Consider the following 16,728-nt stretch of genomic DNA (forward strand, 5'->3'; position numbering starts at 1 on the left):
GGACGCAGAAAGATGATGGCAAAGAAGTCGGAACCCGGTCTGATCGTCGGCCTGGACGTCGGGACCTCGAAGATCGAGGCGGTGGTCGGGGAGCTGACCGAGGAAGGCGAGATCGAGATCATCGGGATCGGCTCCTCCCCTTCGCGCGGGCTGAAGAAGGGCGTGGTGGTGAACATCGAGTCCACCGTCCAGTCGATCCAGCGCGCGGTGGAGGAGGCCGAGCTGATGGCCGGCTGCGAGATCCATTCGGTCTACACCGGGATCGCCGGCTCCCACATCAAGAGCTACAACTCCACCGGCGTGGTGGCGATCAAGGACGGCGAGGTGGTCGCGGGTGACGTCGACCGGGTGATCGACGCCGCGCGCGCGATCGCGATCCCGGCCGACCAGCGCATCCTCCATGTGCTGCCGCAGGAATACATCATCGACGAGCAGGAGGGCATCCGCGAGCCGATCGGGATGTCCGGGGTGCGGCTGGAGGCCAAGGTGCACCTGGTCACCGGCGCGGTGTCCGCGGCGCAGAACATCGTCAAGTGCGTGGAGCGCTGCGGGCTGCGGGTGGACGACATCATCCTGGAACAGCTCGCCTCCAGCTATTCGGTGCTCAGCGAGGACGAGAAGGACCTGGGTGTCTGCCTGGTGGACATCGGCGGTGGCACCACCGACATCGCGGTGTTCGCCCATGGCGCGATCATGCACACCGCGGTGATCCCGATTGCCGGGGATCAGGTGACCAACGACATCGCGGTCGCCCTGCGCACGCCGACCCAGTACGCCGACGAACTCAAGATCAAGTACGCCTGCGCGCTGCGCTCGCTGGCCGACCCGGGCGAGAGCATCGAGGTGCCCGGGGTGGGCGATCGGGCCGCGCGTCGGCTGTCGCGTCAGACGCTCGCCTCCGTGGTCGAGCCGCGCTACGAGGAACTGCTGCAGCTGGTGCAGGCGGAGCTGCGCCGCAGCGGAACCGAGGAAATGATCGCCGCCGGGGTCGTACTGACCGGCGGATCGTCTCGAATGGAAGGTGTGGTGGACCTCGCCGAAGAGGTCTTCCACATGCCCGTACGCCTGGGGGTGCCGCAACGCGTCACCGGGCTCCTGGATGTGGTGAAGAATCCGATCCACGCGACGGGAGTGGGGCTGCTGCTCTACGCCCGCGAGTCGCGTGCGGAGCAGGAGGCCCGGCCCGTGAGCAGCGGGTTCCAGGGCGTATGGGCGCGCATGAAGCGCTGGTTTTCCGGGCAGTTCTGATGACCAGGACACCGGAATCTTTGGGGGTCGGACCGCTCTCCGGCCATGACGCAGGCCAACCGAAGTACCTGTACACACGCAACGAGAGGACGCAATCATGACGTTCGAACTGATGGATACCTATAGCCAGAACGCGACGATCAAGGTCGTCGGCGTCGGGGGCGGCGGCGGCAACGCCGTGCAGCACATGGTCAACTCGCAACTGGAGGGCGTGGACTTCATCTGCGCCAATACCGATGCCCAGGCCCTGAAAAGCCTGGATTCCAAGACGCTGCTGCAACTGGGTGGCGACATCACCAAGGGCCTGGGGGCCGGGGCGGATCCCTCCGTGGGCCGCGAGGCCGCGCTGGAGGATCGCGAGCGCATCCAGGACCTGCTGCAGGGCGCGGACATGGTCTTCATTACCGCCGGCATGGGCGGTGGTACGGGTACCGGGGCCGCGCCGGTGGTGGCGCAGATCGCCAAGGAGATGAACATCCTGACCGTGGCGGTGGTCACCAAGCCGTTCCCGTTCGAGGGCAAGCGCCGCATGCAGGTGGCCATGTCTGGGATCAAGGCCCTGACCGAGCAGGTCGACTCGCTGATCACCATCCCCAACGAGAAGCTGCTGACGGTGCTGGGCAAGAACACCACGCTGCTGGACGCCTTCAAGGCCGCCAATGACGTGCTGTTCGGCGCGGTGCAGGGCATTGCCGAGCTGATCACCCGCCCGGGCCTGATCAACGTCGACTTCGCCGACGTGCGCAACGTGATGCGCGAGATGGGTATGGCGATGATGGGGACCGGCTCCGGTTCCGGCGAGGACCGTGCCCGCGAGGCGGCCGAAGCCGCGATCGCCAGCCCGTTGCTGGAGGACATCGATATCTCCGGCGCGCGCGGCATCCTGGTGAACGTGACCGGCGGCATGGATGTCGGTATCGGCGAGTTCGAGGAAGTCGGGGAGGCGGTGAAGGCCCTGGCCTCGGAAGACGCCAACGTCGTCGTCGGGACGGTGATCGACCCCGAGATGACCGACGAGCTGCGTGTCACCCTGGTGGCCACCGGCCTGGGGGCCCCGGCCTCGCAGTCCGAACGTCCGCAGGTGCGGGTGGTCGATGCCCAGCCGAAGAAGGCCGTCGGTTCCGACGTCGAAGTCGACCTCGACCAGCCGACCGTCAAGCGCCGCGGTGGCGACAACCTGGCGGTGGACTACAACCAGCAGCAAGGCATTGATGTGCTGGATATTCCGGCCTTTCTGCGCAAACAGGCGGACTGAGAGCGCCGGCACATGCAGGACGAGCGGAATCCTGCAATAATGCGGCAATCGTTGTGTGCATGAGGAGCCCGGGAGGGCCCGGGCTCCCCTTATGCGCTCTCCTGGAAGAGAGAGGCTCAATTCGTTGATCAGGCAAAGAACGCTCAAGAACAGCATTCGGGCGACCGGGGTAGGACTGCATACCGGAGAAAAGGTGGTGCTGACCCTGCGGCCGGCCCCGGTGAACACCGGGATTGTGTTCCATCGCTGCGATCTTGATCCGTCCGTGGAGATTCGCGCCTGTGCCGACAATGTCGGCGACACGCGGCTTTCGACCACGCTGGTCAATGGCGATGTCCGGGTCTCGACCGTAGAGCATCTGCTCTCGGCCATAGCCGGACTGGGCATCGACAACCTGCACGTTGACGTGAGCGCCGCCGAGGTGCCCATCATGGACGGCAGTGCTGGTCCCTTCGTGTTTCTGCTGCAGTCCGCCGGGCTGAAAGAGCAAGACGCGCCCAAGGAATTCATTCGGGTCAAGCGCAGCGTGGAAGTTCGCGAGGGCGACAAATGGGTGCGCTTCGATCCCTACGAGGGGTTCAAGGTCGGTTTCTGCATCGACTTCGAACACCCGATGTTCACCGACGGGAGCCAGCGCGCCGAGCTGGATTTCTCGTCCACCTCCTTCGTGAAGGAGGTCTCGCGTGCCCGAACCTTCGGGTTCATGCGCGACATCGAGGCCCTGCGGGCCAACCAGCTGGCGCTGGGCGGCAGCCTGGACAATGCCGTGGTGCTCGATGACTACAAGATCCTGAACGAGAACGGTCTGCGCTACGACAACGAGCTGGTCAAGCACAAGATCCTCGACGTGGTCGGGGACCTGTACCTGCTCGGCCACAGCCTGATCGGCGCCTTCACCGGGCACAAGTCCGGGCACGCACTGAACAATCAGCTGATCCGCCAACTCGCGGCCGACGAGACGGCCTGGGAAAAGGTCACCTTCGAGGACCCGAACGAGCGCCTGCCGATCTCCTTCGGCCAGCTGGCACCGACGCCGGCGGGCTGAATACCGCGGTGCCGATTCAGTCCGGCTTCGGCGGGGACGGGCGTGCCGCGCGGGCGAGCCGTTCCAGCGCACCGGCCAGTTCGGGATCCTGAATGCGGGAGGCGGTGTCGGCGAGGATCTGTCGGGCCGCTTCCGGGATCTCGCGCCGTTCCAGCCGCGCGGCCGGTTCGGCAGGGCGGGGCACCCGGGACAGCCGGATGCGCATCTGCTCGATGCCCTCGAAGCCCGCGGCACGCAGGGTCTTGAGCAGTTCGCGTTGCTGGAAACGCAGCTCCGTCGCCAGGCCGCGGTCCGCGCAGATCGCGACCAGGGTGTCCTCGCGCAGGGTGAACGCCAGTCGCCGCGCCTTCAGCGCATTGCCGGCGAGGCCCTCGAGGGCGCGCTCCACGCCGCGGTCGCGGCCGGAGTGCGCGGACCAGTCGCGGGCGATGAAGCGGGTGATCCGCTGCGGTGTCATCCCGGTAACCCGGTGGCGCGAGGCGGAGAGAACAAGAGGATTCGCATGCAGTTGATCGTACTACGTCCGGACGGCCTTTGTGCACGCCTGCCCCTGTGGGCGATGGCCGTGTCGGGGGGCGTGCTGGTGCTGCTGATGGCGGCCGCGGTGGTGGCGGCCTACCTGGTCGGCCAGAGCCAGCGCGAGGTGGTCCGGATTCCGGTGACCAATACCCTGGATCCTGTGGCCGTCGAGACGGTGGAGCGCGAAGCCGCCCGCGAGGGCCTGAATCATCTGGTCGAACGGGTCGTGGCGCTGGAACGCCAGTTGTCGCGTGTGGATCTGCGCATCCGCTCGGTGGGCGACTCCCTCGGGCTGGACGTGGCCGATCTGGCGCCGGAGACCGGGGGGCAGGGCGGGCCCCTGCTGGAAGGACCGGATTCGCCGCTGGAGGTGCACGACCGCCTGCTGGCGCTGGAGCACCTGCTGGGCCGGCACAGCGCCGCGGTGGACCTCGTGGGCTCCGAGCTGCGCCTGGATGCCTCGCGCGAGGCCCTGTCGCCGCGGCTTCGTCCGGTCGAGGATGATGCCTGGATCAGCTCGGCGTTTGGCTACCGCGAGGATCCGTTCACCGGCAATCGGCGGTTCCACTCAGGGATGGACTTTGCCGGTCGGCCCGGCTCCGAGATCCGCGCGGCGGGTGGCGGTCTGGTGGTGTTCGCGGGGCGGCGCAGCAGCTTCGGCAACCTGGTCGAGATCGCCCACGGCGGCGGCCTGAACACGCGCTACGCCCACAATGCGGAGATCCTGGTCGAGGCTGGCGAGCGCGTGGAGGCCGGCCAGGTGATCGCGACCATGGGCCGCACCGGCCGCGCGACCGACACCCACCTGCACTACGAGGTGATGGATGCCGGCAAGGCCCTCAACCCCTACAACTTCCTTCCCGATCGGGACTGACACCGAGGGAGACGCTGATTGAATCGCACGTCCGCGCTCGAGTCGCTTTTGCGTGCGAACAAGGCGCGGTGACTGCCGTGCAGTCACTCTGCACAAGGGAACCGCAACGCCGTGCGCGCGCCCGTTTTTGATCAGCAACGGGCGCCCGAGCCCTTGCATTCAATCGCTTGCGGGGTTGGTGCCCCCTATTCCCCGACCCTGCGTTGCGCCCCTTGCGGGTAGAACCACTACCCGGTGCACGACGCGCCTTGTCTCGGAAAACAGGGGGCACCAACGCGGACGTGCGATTCAATCAGCGTCTCCCTAGTGGCTGCGCGGCGCGGGATTCGGCGTCGGTGGCCTCCCGGAAAGCCGTTTTCCCGGCACAGCGTTTCCCCGGCGGATCGTTTATCCTAGGCGGGTTTCAGCCAACCCTTACGGATCCCCATGGTCAAGCAGCTCGTTCAGAAGATCTTCGGTAGTCGCAACGATCGCATCCTCAAGCGCTATACCCGCGCGGTGGAACGCATCAATGCCCTGGCCGACTCCACCGAGGCGCTGTCGCGGGACGAGCTGCGCCACAAGACCCGGGAATTCCAGCGCCGCCTGGGCGAGGGCGAGGACCTGGAGAAGCTCCTGCCGGAAGCCTTTGCCGTGTGCCGCGCGATGAGCGCGCAGGTGATGGGCCTGCGCCATTTCGACGTGCAGTTGATCGGCGGCATGGTCCTGAACGACGGCCGCATTGCCGAGATGCGTACCGGCGAGGGGAAGACCCTGGTCGCGACCCTGCCGGCCTATCTCAACGCACTGACCGGCGACGGGGTGCACGTGGTCACGGTGAACGACTACCTGGCCCGGCGCGATGCTGCCTGGATGGGGCGTCTCTATCACGCGCTGGGGCTCTCGGTGGGCGTGGTCAACAGCTCCGGCGGCCTGGGCGTGGACTCCGCCTCCTATCTCTTCGATCCGGATTATCACGCCGAGGAGGGCGGGTTCGAGCACCTGCGCCCGGTCACCCGTCGGGAGGCCTACGCGGCGGACATCACCTACGGGACCAACAACGAGTTCGGCTTCGATTACCTGCGCGACAACATGGCCTTCTCGGCCGACCAGCGGGTGCAGCGGGCGCTCAATTTCGCGGTGGTGGACGAGGTCGACTCGATCCTGATCGACGAGGCGCGTACCCCGCTGATCATCTCCGGCCCCAGCGGCGACAGCTCGGAGCTCTACGAGCGGCTCAACACCATCCCGCCGCAGCTCACTCGTCAGGAAGACGAGGAGAGCGAGGGTGACTACTTTGTCGACGAGAAGGCCAAACAGGTCTTCCTCAGCGAAGAGGGTCACGAGAAGGCCGAGGAACTGCTGCGCCAGGCGGGTCTTCTGGAAGAACACCAGACCCTGTACGACTCGGCGAGCATCGCGGTCCTGCATCACCTGAACGCGGCCCTGCGCGCGCACGCCCTGTTCCATCGCGACGTCGACTATCTGGTGCGCGACGACAAGGTCCAGATCATCGACGAGTTCACCGGACGCATCATGGCCGGGCGGCGCTGGTCCGAGGGGCTGCACCAGGCCATCGAGGCGAAGGAAGGCGTGCCGATCCAGCGCGAGAATCAGACGCTCGCCTCGATCACCTTCCAGAACTACTTCCGGCTGTACGACAAACTCGCTGGCATGACCGGTACCGCGGATACCGAGGCCTACGAGTTCAAGACCATCTATGACCTGGAAGTGGTCGTGATCCCCGGCAACAAACCGCTGGTGCGCGACGACATGCAGGACCTGGTGTTCCTGACCCAGGAAGAGAAATACACCGCCATCATCAAGGAGATCCAGTGGTGCGTGGATCGCGGCCAGCCGGTGCTGGTCGGGACCGCCTCCGTCGAGAGCTCCGAACGCCTGGCGGACGCCCTGAAAAAGACCGGCATCGCCTTCGAGGTCCTGAACGCCAAGCAGCACGAACGCGAGGCCTCGATCATCGCCCAGGCCGGCCGTCCCAAAGCCGTGACCCTGGCGACCAACATGGCCGGGCGCGGCACCGACATCGTCCTGGGCGGCTCGCTGGATGCCGAGCTGGCCGAGGTGGATCCGGAGGACACGGCCCGGCAGGAGGCCATACGGGCCGACTGGCAGCAGCGCCATGATGCGGTGCTCGAGTCCGGCGGTCTGCACATCATCGGCTCCGAGCGCCACGAGTCGCGGCGCATCGACAACCAGCTGCGCGGGCGCTCCGGGCGTCAGGGCGACCCGGGCTCCAGCCGTTTCTTCCTGTCGCTGGAAGACAACCTGATGCGGGTGTTCGCCTCCGAGCGGGTGCGCGGGCTGATGCAGCGCCTGGGCATGAAGGAGGGCGAGGCGATCGAGAACGCCTGGGTCTCCCGCGCCATCGAGAACGCCCAGCGCAAGGTCGAGGCCCACAACTTCGATATCCGCAAGCAGCTGCTGGAATACGACGACGTGGCCAACGACCAGCGCCGCGTGATCTATGACCAGCGCGCCGAACTACTGACCACCGAAGACATCAGCGACACCATCGACACCCTGGTCGAGGACGTGGTCAACGCCCAGATCAGCCAGTACATCCCGCCGGGCTCGATCGAGGACGAGTGGGACGTTGAGGGCCTGCAGCAGGCCCTCAACGGCGAGTTCGGGCTGGACCTGCCGGTGCAGCAGTGGCTGGACGACGAGGACGACCTCCACGAGGAGCCGCTGCGCGAACGCATCGTCGGCCATGCCCGCGAGATGCTGGCCGGCAAGCGCGAGCAGCTGGGTGACGAGACCATGAACCGGCTGCAGCGCGACGTGATGCTGCAGGTCCTGGACAGCCAGTGGAAGGAACACCTGGCCGCGATGGACTACCTGCGCCAGGGCATCGGGCTGCGCGGCTACGCCCAGCGCAACCCGAAGCAGGAGTACAAGAAGGAAGCCTTTGCCATGTTCCAGTCCCTGCTGGAACGCATCAAGCACGATGTCGTGAAGTTCCTGTTGCGGATGCAGCTGCGTTCGCCGGAGGAGGTCGAGGCGCTACAGCCGAAGAAGGCCGCGCCGGCCGAGGACGACCTGCAGTTCCAGCACCAGAACCCCGACAGCGCCCTGAAGCCCGATGCCGAGGGCGAGGCGGAGGGCCGCGAGCCGGTCGCCAGTGGCGAGGCCCCCTATCGCCGCGAGGAGCCCAAGCTGGGGCGCAACGAGCCTTGCTGGTGCGGCTCGGGCAAGAAGTTCAAGCACTGCCACGGCAAGCTGTAGGGGACGCCCACAATGGCCGTTGGATTGATCGCCCCGGAGGTCCTTCATCCCGTGCCGGGGATCCGCCTGGCCGCGACCGCAGCCGGCATCCGTTACGCCGGGCGTGACGATCTGGTCCTGATCGACGCCGGCCCGGAAGCGACCATCGCCGCGCTCTACACCACCAATGCCTTCCGCGCGGCGCCCGTGGTGGTGGCCGCCGAGCACCAGGCGCGGGGGCACGCTCGCTGGCTGCTGATTAACGCCGGAAACGCCAATGCCGGTACGGGCGAGCCCGGGCTGGCCGCCGCGCGCGCCTGCTGCGAGGCGGTGGCCGGTCTGACCGGGACCGTCGCGGATGCGGTCCTGCCGTTTTCCACCGGCGTGATCGGGGAGCCGCTGCCGGTCGAGCGGATTGTCGCGGCCCTGCCGGTCCTGTACGCCGGGTTGGCGCCCAATACCTGGATGCAGGCCGGGCGCGCGATCATGACCACCGATACCGTGCTCAAGGGCTGCAGCCGCCGCGTCTCCCTGTCGCAGGGCGAAGTGACCCTGACGGGCATCGCCAAGGGTTCCGGCATGATCCACCCGGACATGGCGACCATGCTGGCCTTCATCGGGACCGATCTCGCCATCGACGCCGCCGAACTCGAGGGCCTGCTGCGCGTGGCCAACCGCGACAGCTTCAATGCGATCACGGTGGACGGCGATACCTCGACCAACGATGCGGTCGTGGTGATGGCCAGTGGCGCCAGCGGCGCCGGGCTCGCCACGCCGGCGGATCGGGAGGCGTTTCTCGCCGCGCTGGCGGCGGTGTGTCTGGAGTTGGCCCAGGCGATCGTGCGCGACGGCGAGGGCGCGACCAAGTTCGTCACCGTGGAGGTGACCGGGGCGCGGGAGCGCGAAGAAGCGGCGCAGGTGGCCGAGACGGTCGCGCTGTCCCCGCTAGTGAAGACCGCGTTGTTCGCCTCGGACCCCAACTGGGGCCGGATCCTGGCGGCGGTGGGGCGCGCCGGTGTGCCGGACCTGGCGATCGACCGGGTCGCGATCCACGTGAATGACGTGGAGATCGTTCGCGACGGTGGCCGGGCCCCGGCCTATGCAGAGGCCGATGGCCAGCGGGCCTTCGGCGCGGACGAGATTCATGTGCGCATCGACCTCGGCCGGGGCCGCGCGGGCGCGCGCAAGTACACCTGCGACTTCTCCCACGAGTACGTGCGCATCAATGCCGAATACCGGTCCTGAGCCGGTTGTCTCCCGGCCGGTCGAGGTCGCGATCGGGCTGATCCTGGATGCCCGGGGCCGCGTACTCGTCACCCGCCGTACTCGCGGGCAGCATCTGGCCGGGTTTCGGGAATTCCCCGGGGGCAAGGTGGCCGCGGGGGAATCGCCGGCCACGGCCCTGGCCCGCGAGCTGGATGAGGAACTGGGCGTCCGGGTCGGCGCTGCGGTTCAGTGCCTGACCATTGATCACCGCTATTCGGAGCGCGCCGTGCGCCTGCACGTGTTTCGCGTGAGCACGTGGTCCGGCGAACCCGCGCCGCGCGAGGGCCAGACCATGGCGTGGCTGCGCCCGGACACCCTCGACCCGGCGGATTTCCCGGCGGCCAACCGCGCGATGCTCAACGCGCTGCGGCTCCCCGAGCGCTATCTGATCACCCCGTCCCCGGACGATGCGGGCCAGGCCGACGCGATCGCGGAGCGCGTGGTCCGGGCCCTGCGCGCGGGCCGGGCCGGCATGGTCCAGGTTCGGGCGCCGGCGCTGGACGCGTCGGCCTATCGCGACTTCCTCGCGGCCATCGCCGGGCCCGCCGGCGCGCTGGGTATCCCGGTGCTGGCCAACGCCCCGGCGGACTGGCTGACCGGGTTCCCGGAGGTGGGGCTGCATCTGCCGGAGCGGCGCTGGCGCGAACTGGAGACACGTCCGGACCGGGGAGGCTGGACCGGCGCGTCGGTGCATGACCGGGCCGGGCTCGCGCGGGTCGCCGCGCTGGGGCTGGATTTCGTGGTCCTCGGGCCGGTGGAGGTGACCGCCACCCACCCCGGGGGCGGGACGCTGGGCTGGGAGCGCTTCACTGCCTGGACGGCCGGAGCGGGCGTACCGGTTTACGCGCTGGGAGGCATGACCCCGGGGCACCTGGCACAGGCGCGCCAGGCGGGGGCGCAGGGGATTGCCGGCATTCGCGGGCTGCTGGACGGTTGATCCCGTCGCCGGGCAACGAGCCCGGTCACGGTGTCAGATCGCGCAGCAGCAGAGCTGGAAGGGGACGTCGCGACTGGCCGGAACCGGGCGCTCGCGGAAGTCGCCCGGGGCGAAGAAGCGCACGGTAAAGCGCTGGCGTCCGCCGCTGATCTCCGGATAGACCCCGAGGGTGGGGTCGACGGTCACCCGGATCAGTTGCCAGGCATGGCTGGTGTCCAGGCTGCGCTCGAAGTAGCCCTCCTCCGCCGTGACCGGCTCCGCGTGGCCCGAGCGGCGCATGTAGCGCAGCACCTGGGCGGTCGCCTCGGCGACGGTATTGAGCGGCTCGAACCACTCCAGCAGGAGTTCGCTGCGCGCCTGGCTTGGCTGTGCGAGCCAGTAGTGGTAGATCGGCAGGTCAAAGTCGAAGGCGCCGCCCGGCAGGGCCATGCGCTGGCGTACGCTGGAGAAGAACTCGCTGCCGCGCACGCGGTGATCGAGGGCGCCGGCCTGTTCCTCCAGCGCATCATGGAGCCGCTTCTGCGTGTCCATGGTTTCGCGGAAGCGCTCGGCATCCACGCCCGGCTGGTTGGCCAGACGGTTCAGGTTGACCGTCTGGCGTTCGATCTCGCCCATCAGCTCGCGCTTGATGTCGACGCGGGTCACCAGCGCGTAGATATCGACCAGGGAGACCAGGGCCTCGTGGTGGTCGAACGGCCGCCCCGACTCCAGTGCGTCGGCGAAGCGCGCGTTCAGGGCCTCCAGTCGCAGCAGGAGGCGCACGCGTTCATGCAGCGGTTGTTCGAAGGTCAGGGTCTGGCTCACGGCGTGCCCGTTCGGCAGGAGGGCTGAAGGTGCATGGCCCGGGAATCCCGGCAGTATCAGGTATTCGGGGGGCGGATTTCCACCCGGGAGGCGGTCGTGGCGGACAGCTCGCGCAGGGCGGCGTCGCGTTCTGCTACCTGGTTCGCCAAGTCGGCCTCCGTTGTGGCTTCGCGATTGTGGATTTCGCTGTCCCCGCGCAGGCGGCGCTCCTCGGGATTCATCTGTGCCGCCAGGATGGCCTCCACCTCGGCGCTGCTGCGGCCGTCACGCTGGGTGACGCGGGCGATCTGCTCGTGGGGCTCGCAGTGGACCACGATCACGTGGTCGAAGCGGTTCTCCCAGCCGGCCTCGAACAGCAGTGGAACCACGATCAGGGCGTAGGGCGTGTCGGATGGCAGCGCGGCGAGGTCTTCCTCGATGCGGGCCTCCACCGCGGGGTGGACCAGGGCCTCCAGCGCCTGGCGCTCCCCCGGGTCGGCAAAGATCCGGCTGCGCAGGGCGCCGCGGTCCAGGTGCCCGCGGGCATCCAGGACGCCGGGCCCGAAGCGGTTCACGATGGCAGCGTAGAGGTCGTGTCCCGGTGTCTGCAGCTCGCGGTTGATGGCGTCGGCATCCAGCACCGGCACGCCGAGGCTGGCGAACAACCCCGCGACCCGGCTCTTGCCGCAGCCGATCCCCCCGGTGAGTCCGACCCGCAGCATGCCCGTCGCCTAGAATCCCTGGGGGAAGTAGAGGGCCAGCAGCTCGTCTCCCCAGATCAGCGCGAGCCAGCCGGCGGCGGCGAGATAGGGGCCGAACGGGATCGGGATATTGCGATCCCGGCCGCGCAGCAGGATCAACGCAATCCCGACTACGGCGCCGACCAGCGAGGCCAGCAGCAGGATGACCGGCAGGGCCTGCCAGCCCAGCCAGGCGCCCAGCGCGGCCAGCAGCTTGAAGTCCCCGAAGCCCATGCCCTCCTTGCCGGTCAGCAGGCGGAAGCCATGGAAGATCAGCCACAGCACCAGGTAGCCGGCGACGGCGCCAATGACCGCCGACTGCAGGTCGGTGAAGGTCCCCGGGATGTTGACCAGCAGGCCCAGCCACAGCAGGGGCAGGGTCAGCTGGTCCGGGAGCAGGGTGGTGCGGGCGTCGATCCCGGCCGCCGCAATCAGCACGCCGGTGAACACCAGGGCCAGGAGGCCTGTGGCGTTCGGCCCCAGGTGCCAGATCGTCACGATGAACAGCAGCGCGGTGAGGGCCTCGACCGCGGGATACTGCCAGCTGATGCGGGTGCCGCAGCCAGGGCAGCGCCCGCGCAGAAGCAGATAGCTGAGGAGGGGCACGTTCTCCAGCGCCCGGATGGGGCGTTGGCATTGCGGGCAGCGCGAGCGCGGGCGCACGAGGTCGAAGCGCTCCTCTGCGCCCGGCGGTTCGTGCTCGAGGATGGCGCGGGCCTCGCGTTCCCAGTCGCGTTCCAGCATCACCGGCAGGCGCGCGATGACCACGTTCAGGAAACTGCCGATCAGCAGCCCGAAGACCCCGGCGATCGGCAGGGCCCACGCGCCCAGTTGCGCACCGGTCTCGGCCAGCATCCCCTAGATCACCTGACCCATCTGGAAGATGGGCAGGTACATGGCGATGACCAGACCGCCGACCAGCACGCCCAGAACCACCATGATCAGCGGTTCCAGCAGGCTGGACAGGCTGTCGACGGCGTTGTCGACCTCGTCCTCGTAGAAGTCCGCGACCTTGGCCAGCATGGAGTCCAGTGAGCCGGATTCCTCGCCGATCGCGACCATCTGCACCACCATGTTGGGGAACACGCCGGTATTGCGCATCGACCATTGCAACTGCCCGCCTGCCTCGGTCTCGTCGCGCATGCGCAGGGTCGCCTCGCGGTAGACCGCGTTGCCGGTGGCCCCGGAGACCGAGGTCAGGGCATCCACCAGCGGGACCCCTGCGGAGAACATGGTCGACAGCGTGCGGGCGAAGCGCGCGATCGCGGCCTTGCGCAGGATCGGCCCGAAGGCCGGGGCCTTGAGGATGATGATGTCGAGGAAGCGGGCGAAACGTGGCGAGCGCCGCTTGGCCTGCACGAAGACGAAGCCGATCGCCACCATGACCCCGAGGATCGCCCACCACCAGCTCTGGGTGAACTCCGAGAGGTCCACCACCATCCGCGTGAACACCGGCAGGTCGGCACCGAAGCCCTGGAACAGGGCCTCGAACTGCGGGACCACGTAGATCAGCAGGATCGCGGTGACCACGATGGCCACCACGACGACCGCTGCGGGGTAGAACAGGGCCTTCTTGATCTTGGCCTTCAGGGCCTCGGTCTTTTCCTTGTAGGTGGCGATCTTGTCCAGCAGGGTCTCGAGCGTCCCCGCCTGCTCGCCCGCCTCGACGAGGTTGGTGACCAGGTCGTCGAAGTGACGCGGGTGCTTGGACAGGGCCTTGGCAAAGGTCTCGCCGCCTTCCACGTCCGCTTTCAGTTTCAGAACGAGGTCGCGCATCGCGGGTTTCTCGTTCCCGCGGCCGACGATCTCGAACGCCTGCACAAGAGGTACACCGGACTGCAGCATCGTGGTCATCTGCCGCAGGAAGTAAGCGATATCCGCCGGCACGATCTTCTTGTTGCCGCCGGAGAACAGCGACTTCGGCTTCTTGCGGATCTTGACGACGTTAATGCCGTTCTTGCGCAGTTCGGCGCGCGCGGTGGCCTCATTGTCGGCCGGGGTCTCGCCCTTGACCCGGTCGCCGTTCTTGTTCAGTCCTTCCCAGGTGTAGATCGTCCCGGAGTCGGCCATCCCCCTGTCCCCCTGTAGCTGGTGACCCGTGCCCCTTGCGGCACTAGTCCTTGGTCACGCGATTGACTTCCTCGAGGCTGGTCAGCCCCGCCATTACCTTCATCAGACCGGCGCGGCGCAGGTCCTCGATGCCTTCCTTTTCTGCCTGTTCCGCCAGCTGCATGGAGTTGTAGCCCTCCAGGATGCCGCGCTGCATCTCCTCGCTGATGGGCATGACCTGGTAGACCCCGAGGCGGCCCTTGTAGCCGTTGGTGCACTGGTCACATCCCACCGCGCGATAGGCAGTCACCCCGGCCTGGATATCGGCGTCGGTGAAGCCCTCCTTGCGCAGGACCTCTTCCGGCAGCTGTTCCGGTTCCTTGCAGTTCGGACACAGGCGCCGCGCGAGGCGCTGGGCGATGATCAGCAGGATCGACGACGCGATGTTGTACGGTGGCACGCCCATGTTGGCGAGGCGAGTCAGCGTCTGTGGCGCGTCGTTGGTATGCAGGGTGGAGAGCACCAAGTGGCCGGTCTGCGCGGCCTTGATCGCGATCTCCGCGGTCTCGAGGTCACGGATCTCCCCGACCATGATCACGTCCGGATCCTGGCGCAGGAAGGCGCGCAGGGCGCTGGCGAAGGTCAGGCCGACCTTCGGGTTCACGTTGACCTGGTTGACCCCGGGCATGTTGATTTCCGACGGGTCTTCGGCGGTGGAGATGTTGCGGTCCGCGGTGTTCAGGATGCCGAGGCCGGTATAGAGGGATACGGTCTTGCCCGACCCGGTGGGGCCGGTCACCAGGATCATCCCGTAGGGCCGGCTGAGCGCCTGCAGATAGGCTTCCTTCTGATGTTCCTCGTAGCCCAGTTGGTCGATCCCCATCGACGCGCTGCTGGGGTCGAGGATACGCATCACGATCTTCTCGCCGTACAGCGTCGGCAGGGTGCTGACACGAAAGTCGATCGCCCGCGTCCGTGACAGCTTCAGCTTGATCCGTCCATCCTGGGGTACGCGGCGTTCGGCGATGTCCATGCGCGACATCACCTTGACCCGCGCGGTGATTCGCGGTGCCAGGGAGTTCGGCGGGTGGGCCACTTCGTGCAGCACGCCGTCGATGCGAAAGCGCACGCGGAAGTCCTTCTCGAAGGGCTCGAGATGGATGTCGGAGGCCTTGCGGTTGATGGCGTCCATCAACAGCTTGTTGACGAAGCGCACTACCGGGGCATCGTCCGCCCCTTCGGCGGTGTCCGAGCTGTCCTTGTCGTCGTCGCCCGATTCGATTGCCAGGCTGTCGAGGCCGTCGTCCCCCAGGTCGTCCATCAGCGACGAGGCGGCGCTCAGGGCGCTGTCGATCAAGCGGTCGAGCTTGTGCGACTCGACCAGCACGGCCTCCACCGGCATGCCCGTGGCGAACTTGAACTCGTCGGTGGCGCCAAGATTGGTCGGGTCGGAGACGGCGATGTAGAGCCGGTTGCCGCGCACCATCAGCGGGAGGGCGTGATGCTTCTGGATCAGCTTCTCGTTCAGATGATCCTTGGGCAGCAGTTCCGGCTCGAAGGTCGCGAGGTCGAATACCGGCAGCCCGAATTCCTCGGCGGCGGCCTCCGCGAGCCGGGCCTCCGCCACCTGGCCCTTGCTGGCCAGCAGGGTCATCAGGGGGGTCTGCTGGGACTGGGCCTCCTCGACCAGCTGGGAGGCGATGTCCTCCGCGATCAGGCCGGCCTCGACCAGGCGTTTGGCCAGCCCGGGGAGCCGCGGTGCCGTAGTGGTGTTCGCCATGGGCCTCTGCGTATACAAACCAGTGATGGGCCACACAATACGTGCGTCCGCGGCGGAAGGGAAACGCCCTGGCGGACCACTGGCGCCCCCCACTGTGCCCCCGATCATAGGAATCAACCCCGCAGAAGACAAGGCTGTTGCGCCGCGGCCGGAAGCGAATGCTCGAGGCGCTTGACGCTGCGCTTCGCGCTGGTTCAGAATACGCGGCTTGATCGAGGAGGGATACCCAAGCGGTCAACGGGGGCAGACTGTAAATCTGCTGGCTCAGCCTTCGGAGGTTCGAATCCTCCTCCCTCCACCATCGAGTTTTTGAAGCCAGCGGCCATAGTGGGCGGTGGTCAGGCAAGCCAGGGTTCTGCGGGTGTAGTTCAATGGTAGAACCTCAGCCTTCCAAGCTGATGATGTGGGTTCGATTCCCATCACCCGCTCCACGTTTGGCCTGTTGTGGTGCGTCCTTGCGGGCGGCCCGGCCGAGGCCCTGGCAGCCAGAGCAATAGAGTTATCCGGCTCATGTAGCTCAGTCGGTAGAGCACTTCCTTGGTAAGGAAGAGGTCACCGGTTCGAATCCGGTCATGAGCTCCATATTAATGTCAGCGTACAACCTGCGTCGCTGTTGAGTTTTAGCGTCACGATCCGGGGAAGCGAGAAATGTCCAAGGAAAAGTTCGAGCGTAAGAAGCCGCATGTGAATGTGGGGACGATTGGTCATGTGGACCATGGGAAAACGACGCTGACGGCGGCGATGACGGCGGTGCTGGGCAAGAAGTACGGGAGCGAAGCCCGTGCGTTTGACCAGATCGACAATGCGCCGGAAGAGAAGGCGCGCGGGATCACGATTGCGACCGCGCACGTCGAATACGAAAGCGACACGCGCCACTATGCGCACGTCGACTGCCCCGGGCACGCGGACTATGTGAAGAACATGATCACGGGTGCGGCGCAGATGGACGGCGCGATCCTGGTGGTGTCGGCGGCCGATGGCCCGATGCCGCAGACCCGCGAGCACATCCTGCTGGCGCGTCAGGTCGG

Annotated in this window: 14 protein-coding genes and 3 tRNA genes; 11 read left to right on the forward strand and 6 right to left on the reverse strand. The window is 67.2% G+C overall.

Annotated elements, in window-relative coordinates; translation table 11 throughout:
* Positions 1-12 precede the first annotated feature (12 nt).
* From ftsA to lpxC, 3 genes are all read left to right on the forward strand, one after another.
* Positions 13-1,248, forward strand: coding sequence for a cell division protein FtsA (gene ftsA / locus F627_RS0107790; RefSeq protein ID WP_018865657.1), 1,236 nt, complete (start codon positions 13-15; stop codon positions 1,246-1,248).
* Positions 1,249-1,345: 97 nt separating this feature from the next.
* Positions 1,346-2,503 (forward strand): cell division protein FtsZ, encoded by a 1,158-nt coding sequence (gene ftsZ / locus F627_RS0107795; protein ID WP_017942791.1) that lies wholly within the window; start codon positions 1,346-1,348, stop codon positions 2,501-2,503.
* A 124-nt stretch (positions 2,504-2,627) separates the two neighbouring features.
* On the forward strand, positions 2,628-3,548 hold the full coding sequence (lpxC, locus tag F627_RS0107800) for a UDP-3-O-acyl-N-acetylglucosamine deacetylase (protein WP_231366535.1): 921 nt from the start codon (positions 2,628-2,630) through the stop codon (positions 3,546-3,548).
* 16 nt (positions 3,549-3,564) lie between these two features.
* Here the strand turns inward: lpxC and F627_RS0107805 are convergent, their stop codons facing one another.
* Entirely contained in the window at positions 3,565-4,005 is a 441-nt protein-coding gene (locus tag F627_RS0107805; protein ID WP_019583717.1) for a DciA family protein, read from the reverse strand.
* A gap of 45 nt (positions 4,006-4,050) precedes the next feature.
* Here F627_RS0107805 and F627_RS0107810 point away from each other — a divergent pair, with 45 nt between their 5' ends.
* From F627_RS0107810 to F627_RS0107825, 4 genes are all read left to right on the forward strand, one after another.
* The gene (locus tag F627_RS0107810) at positions 4,051-4,941 is read left to right on the forward strand and encodes a M23 family metallopeptidase (RefSeq protein ID WP_026332058.1); all 891 of its coding nucleotides are present in this window, start codon (positions 4,051-4,053) and stop codon (positions 4,939-4,941) included.
* Between the two features lie 426 nt (positions 4,942-5,367).
* Positions 5,368-8,166, forward strand: a complete 2,799-nt coding sequence (secA, locus tag F627_RS0107815) for a preprotein translocase subunit SecA (RefSeq protein ID WP_019558758.1) — start codon at positions 5,368-5,370, stop codon at positions 8,164-8,166.
* 12 nt (positions 8,167-8,178) lie between these two features.
* A complete protein-coding gene (gene argJ, locus F627_RS0107820) occupies positions 8,179-9,390 on the forward strand; it encodes a bifunctional glutamate N-acetyltransferase/amino-acid acetyltransferase ArgJ (RefSeq protein ID WP_026332059.1) in 1,212 nt (403 codons plus the stop codon).
* The gene (locus F627_RS0107825; protein ID WP_019583720.1) at positions 9,371-10,348 is read left to right on the forward strand and encodes a Nudix family hydrolase; all 978 of its coding nucleotides are present in this window, start codon (positions 9,371-9,373) and stop codon (positions 10,346-10,348) included. The genes argJ and F627_RS0107825 overlap by 20 nt, the downstream gene beginning before the upstream one ends.
* Positions 10,349-10,381: 33 nt before the next feature.
* On the opposite strand, the gene zapD is transcribed toward F627_RS0107825, so the two are convergent.
* From zapD to pilB, 5 genes are read right to left on the reverse strand one after another with little or no spacing between them, the layout of a single operon-like run.
* Positions 10,382-11,152: a cell division protein ZapD gene (zapD, locus tag F627_RS0107830; RefSeq protein ID WP_018865664.1), complete on the reverse strand. Its 771-nt coding sequence runs from the start codon at positions 11,150-11,152 to the stop codon at positions 10,382-10,384.
* A gap of 56 nt (positions 11,153-11,208) precedes the next feature.
* Positions 11,209-11,853 (reverse strand): dephospho-CoA kinase, encoded by a 645-nt coding sequence (gene coaE / locus F627_RS0107835; protein WP_019583721.1) that lies wholly within the window; start codon positions 11,851-11,853, stop codon positions 11,209-11,211.
* Positions 11,854-11,862: 9 nt separating this feature from the next.
* Positions 11,863-12,726 carry an A24 family peptidase gene (locus F627_RS0107840; RefSeq protein WP_018865666.1) on the reverse strand — a complete coding sequence of 288 codons (864 nt, stop codon included), beginning with the start codon at positions 12,724-12,726 and terminating at the stop codon, positions 11,863-11,865.
* A gap of 3 nt (positions 12,727-12,729) precedes the next feature.
* The gene (locus F627_RS0107845; protein ID WP_018865667.1) at positions 12,730-13,941 is read right to left on the reverse strand and encodes a type II secretion system F family protein; all 1,212 of its coding nucleotides are present in this window, start codon (positions 13,939-13,941) and stop codon (positions 12,730-12,732) included.
* Between the two features lie 43 nt (positions 13,942-13,984).
* Positions 13,985-15,700 (reverse strand): type IV-A pilus assembly ATPase PilB, encoded by a 1,716-nt coding sequence (pilB, locus tag F627_RS0107850; RefSeq protein WP_019583722.1) that lies wholly within the window; start codon positions 15,698-15,700, stop codon positions 13,985-13,987.
* A 216-nt stretch (positions 15,701-15,916) separates the two neighbouring features.
* Between pilB and F627_RS0107855 the strand changes: the two genes are divergently transcribed.
* The 4 genes from F627_RS0107855 to F627_RS0107870 form a co-directional block, all read left to right on the forward strand.
* Positions 15,917-16,001 (forward strand) — tRNA-Tyr (locus F627_RS0107855).
* A gap of 56 nt (positions 16,002-16,057) precedes the next feature.
* Positions 16,058-16,131 (forward strand) — tRNA-Gly (locus F627_RS0107860).
* Between the two features lie 75 nt (positions 16,132-16,206).
* A tRNA-Thr gene (locus F627_RS0107865) sits at positions 16,207-16,282 on the forward strand.
* Positions 16,283-16,348: 66 nt separating this feature from the next.
* Positions 16,349-16,728 (forward strand): GTP-binding protein (locus F627_RS0107870; RefSeq protein ID WP_019583723.1); only part of this gene is annotated, 380 nt, incomplete at its 3' end.

Origin of the sequence: Thioalkalivibrio sp. ALE16 (assembly GCF_000381305.1) — a bacterium.
In the GTDB taxonomy this organism is placed as follows: domain Bacteria; phylum Pseudomonadota; class Gammaproteobacteria; order Ectothiorhodospirales; family Ectothiorhodospiraceae; genus Thioalkalivibrio.

Bases quoted from the DNA above. Each gene is read 5' to 3' on its own strand.
- ftsA (WP_018865657.1), top strand. From the start codon at position 13: ATGATGGCAAAGAAGTCGGAACCCGGTCTGATCGTCGGCCTGGACGTC.
- ftsZ (WP_017942791.1), top strand. From the start codon at position 1,346: ATGACGTTCGAACTGATGGATACCTATAGCCAGAACGCGACGATCAAG.
- F627_RS0107805 (WP_019583717.1), bottom strand. From the start codon at position 4,005: ATGACACCGCAGCGGATCACCCGCTTCATCGCCCGCGACTGGTCCGCG.
- F627_RS0107810 (WP_026332058.1), top strand. From the start codon at position 4,051: ATGCAGTTGATCGTACTACGTCCGGACGGCCTTTGTGCACGCCTGCCC.
- secA (WP_019558758.1), top strand. From the start codon at position 5,368: ATGGTCAAGCAGCTCGTTCAGAAGATCTTCGGTAGTCGCAACGATCGC.
- argJ (WP_026332059.1), top strand. From the start codon at position 8,179: ATGGCCGTTGGATTGATCGCCCCGGAGGTCCTTCATCCCGTGCCGGGG.
- F627_RS0107825 (WP_019583720.1), top strand. From the start codon at position 9,371: ATGCCGAATACCGGTCCTGAGCCGGTTGTCTCCCGGCCGGTCGAGGTC.
- coaE (WP_019583721.1), bottom strand. From the start codon at position 11,853: ATGCTGCGGGTCGGACTCACCGGGGGGATCGGCTGCGGCAAGAGCCGG.
- F627_RS0107840 (WP_018865666.1), bottom strand. From the start codon at position 12,726: ATGCTGGCCGAGACCGGTGCGCAACTGGGCGCGTGGGCCCTGCCGATC.
- F627_RS0107845 (WP_018865667.1), bottom strand. From the start codon at position 13,941: ATGGCCGACTCCGGGACGATCTACACCTGGGAAGGACTGAACAAGAAC.
- pilB (WP_019583722.1), bottom strand. From the start codon at position 15,700: ATGGCGAACACCACTACGGCACCGCGGCTCCCCGGGCTGGCCAAACGC.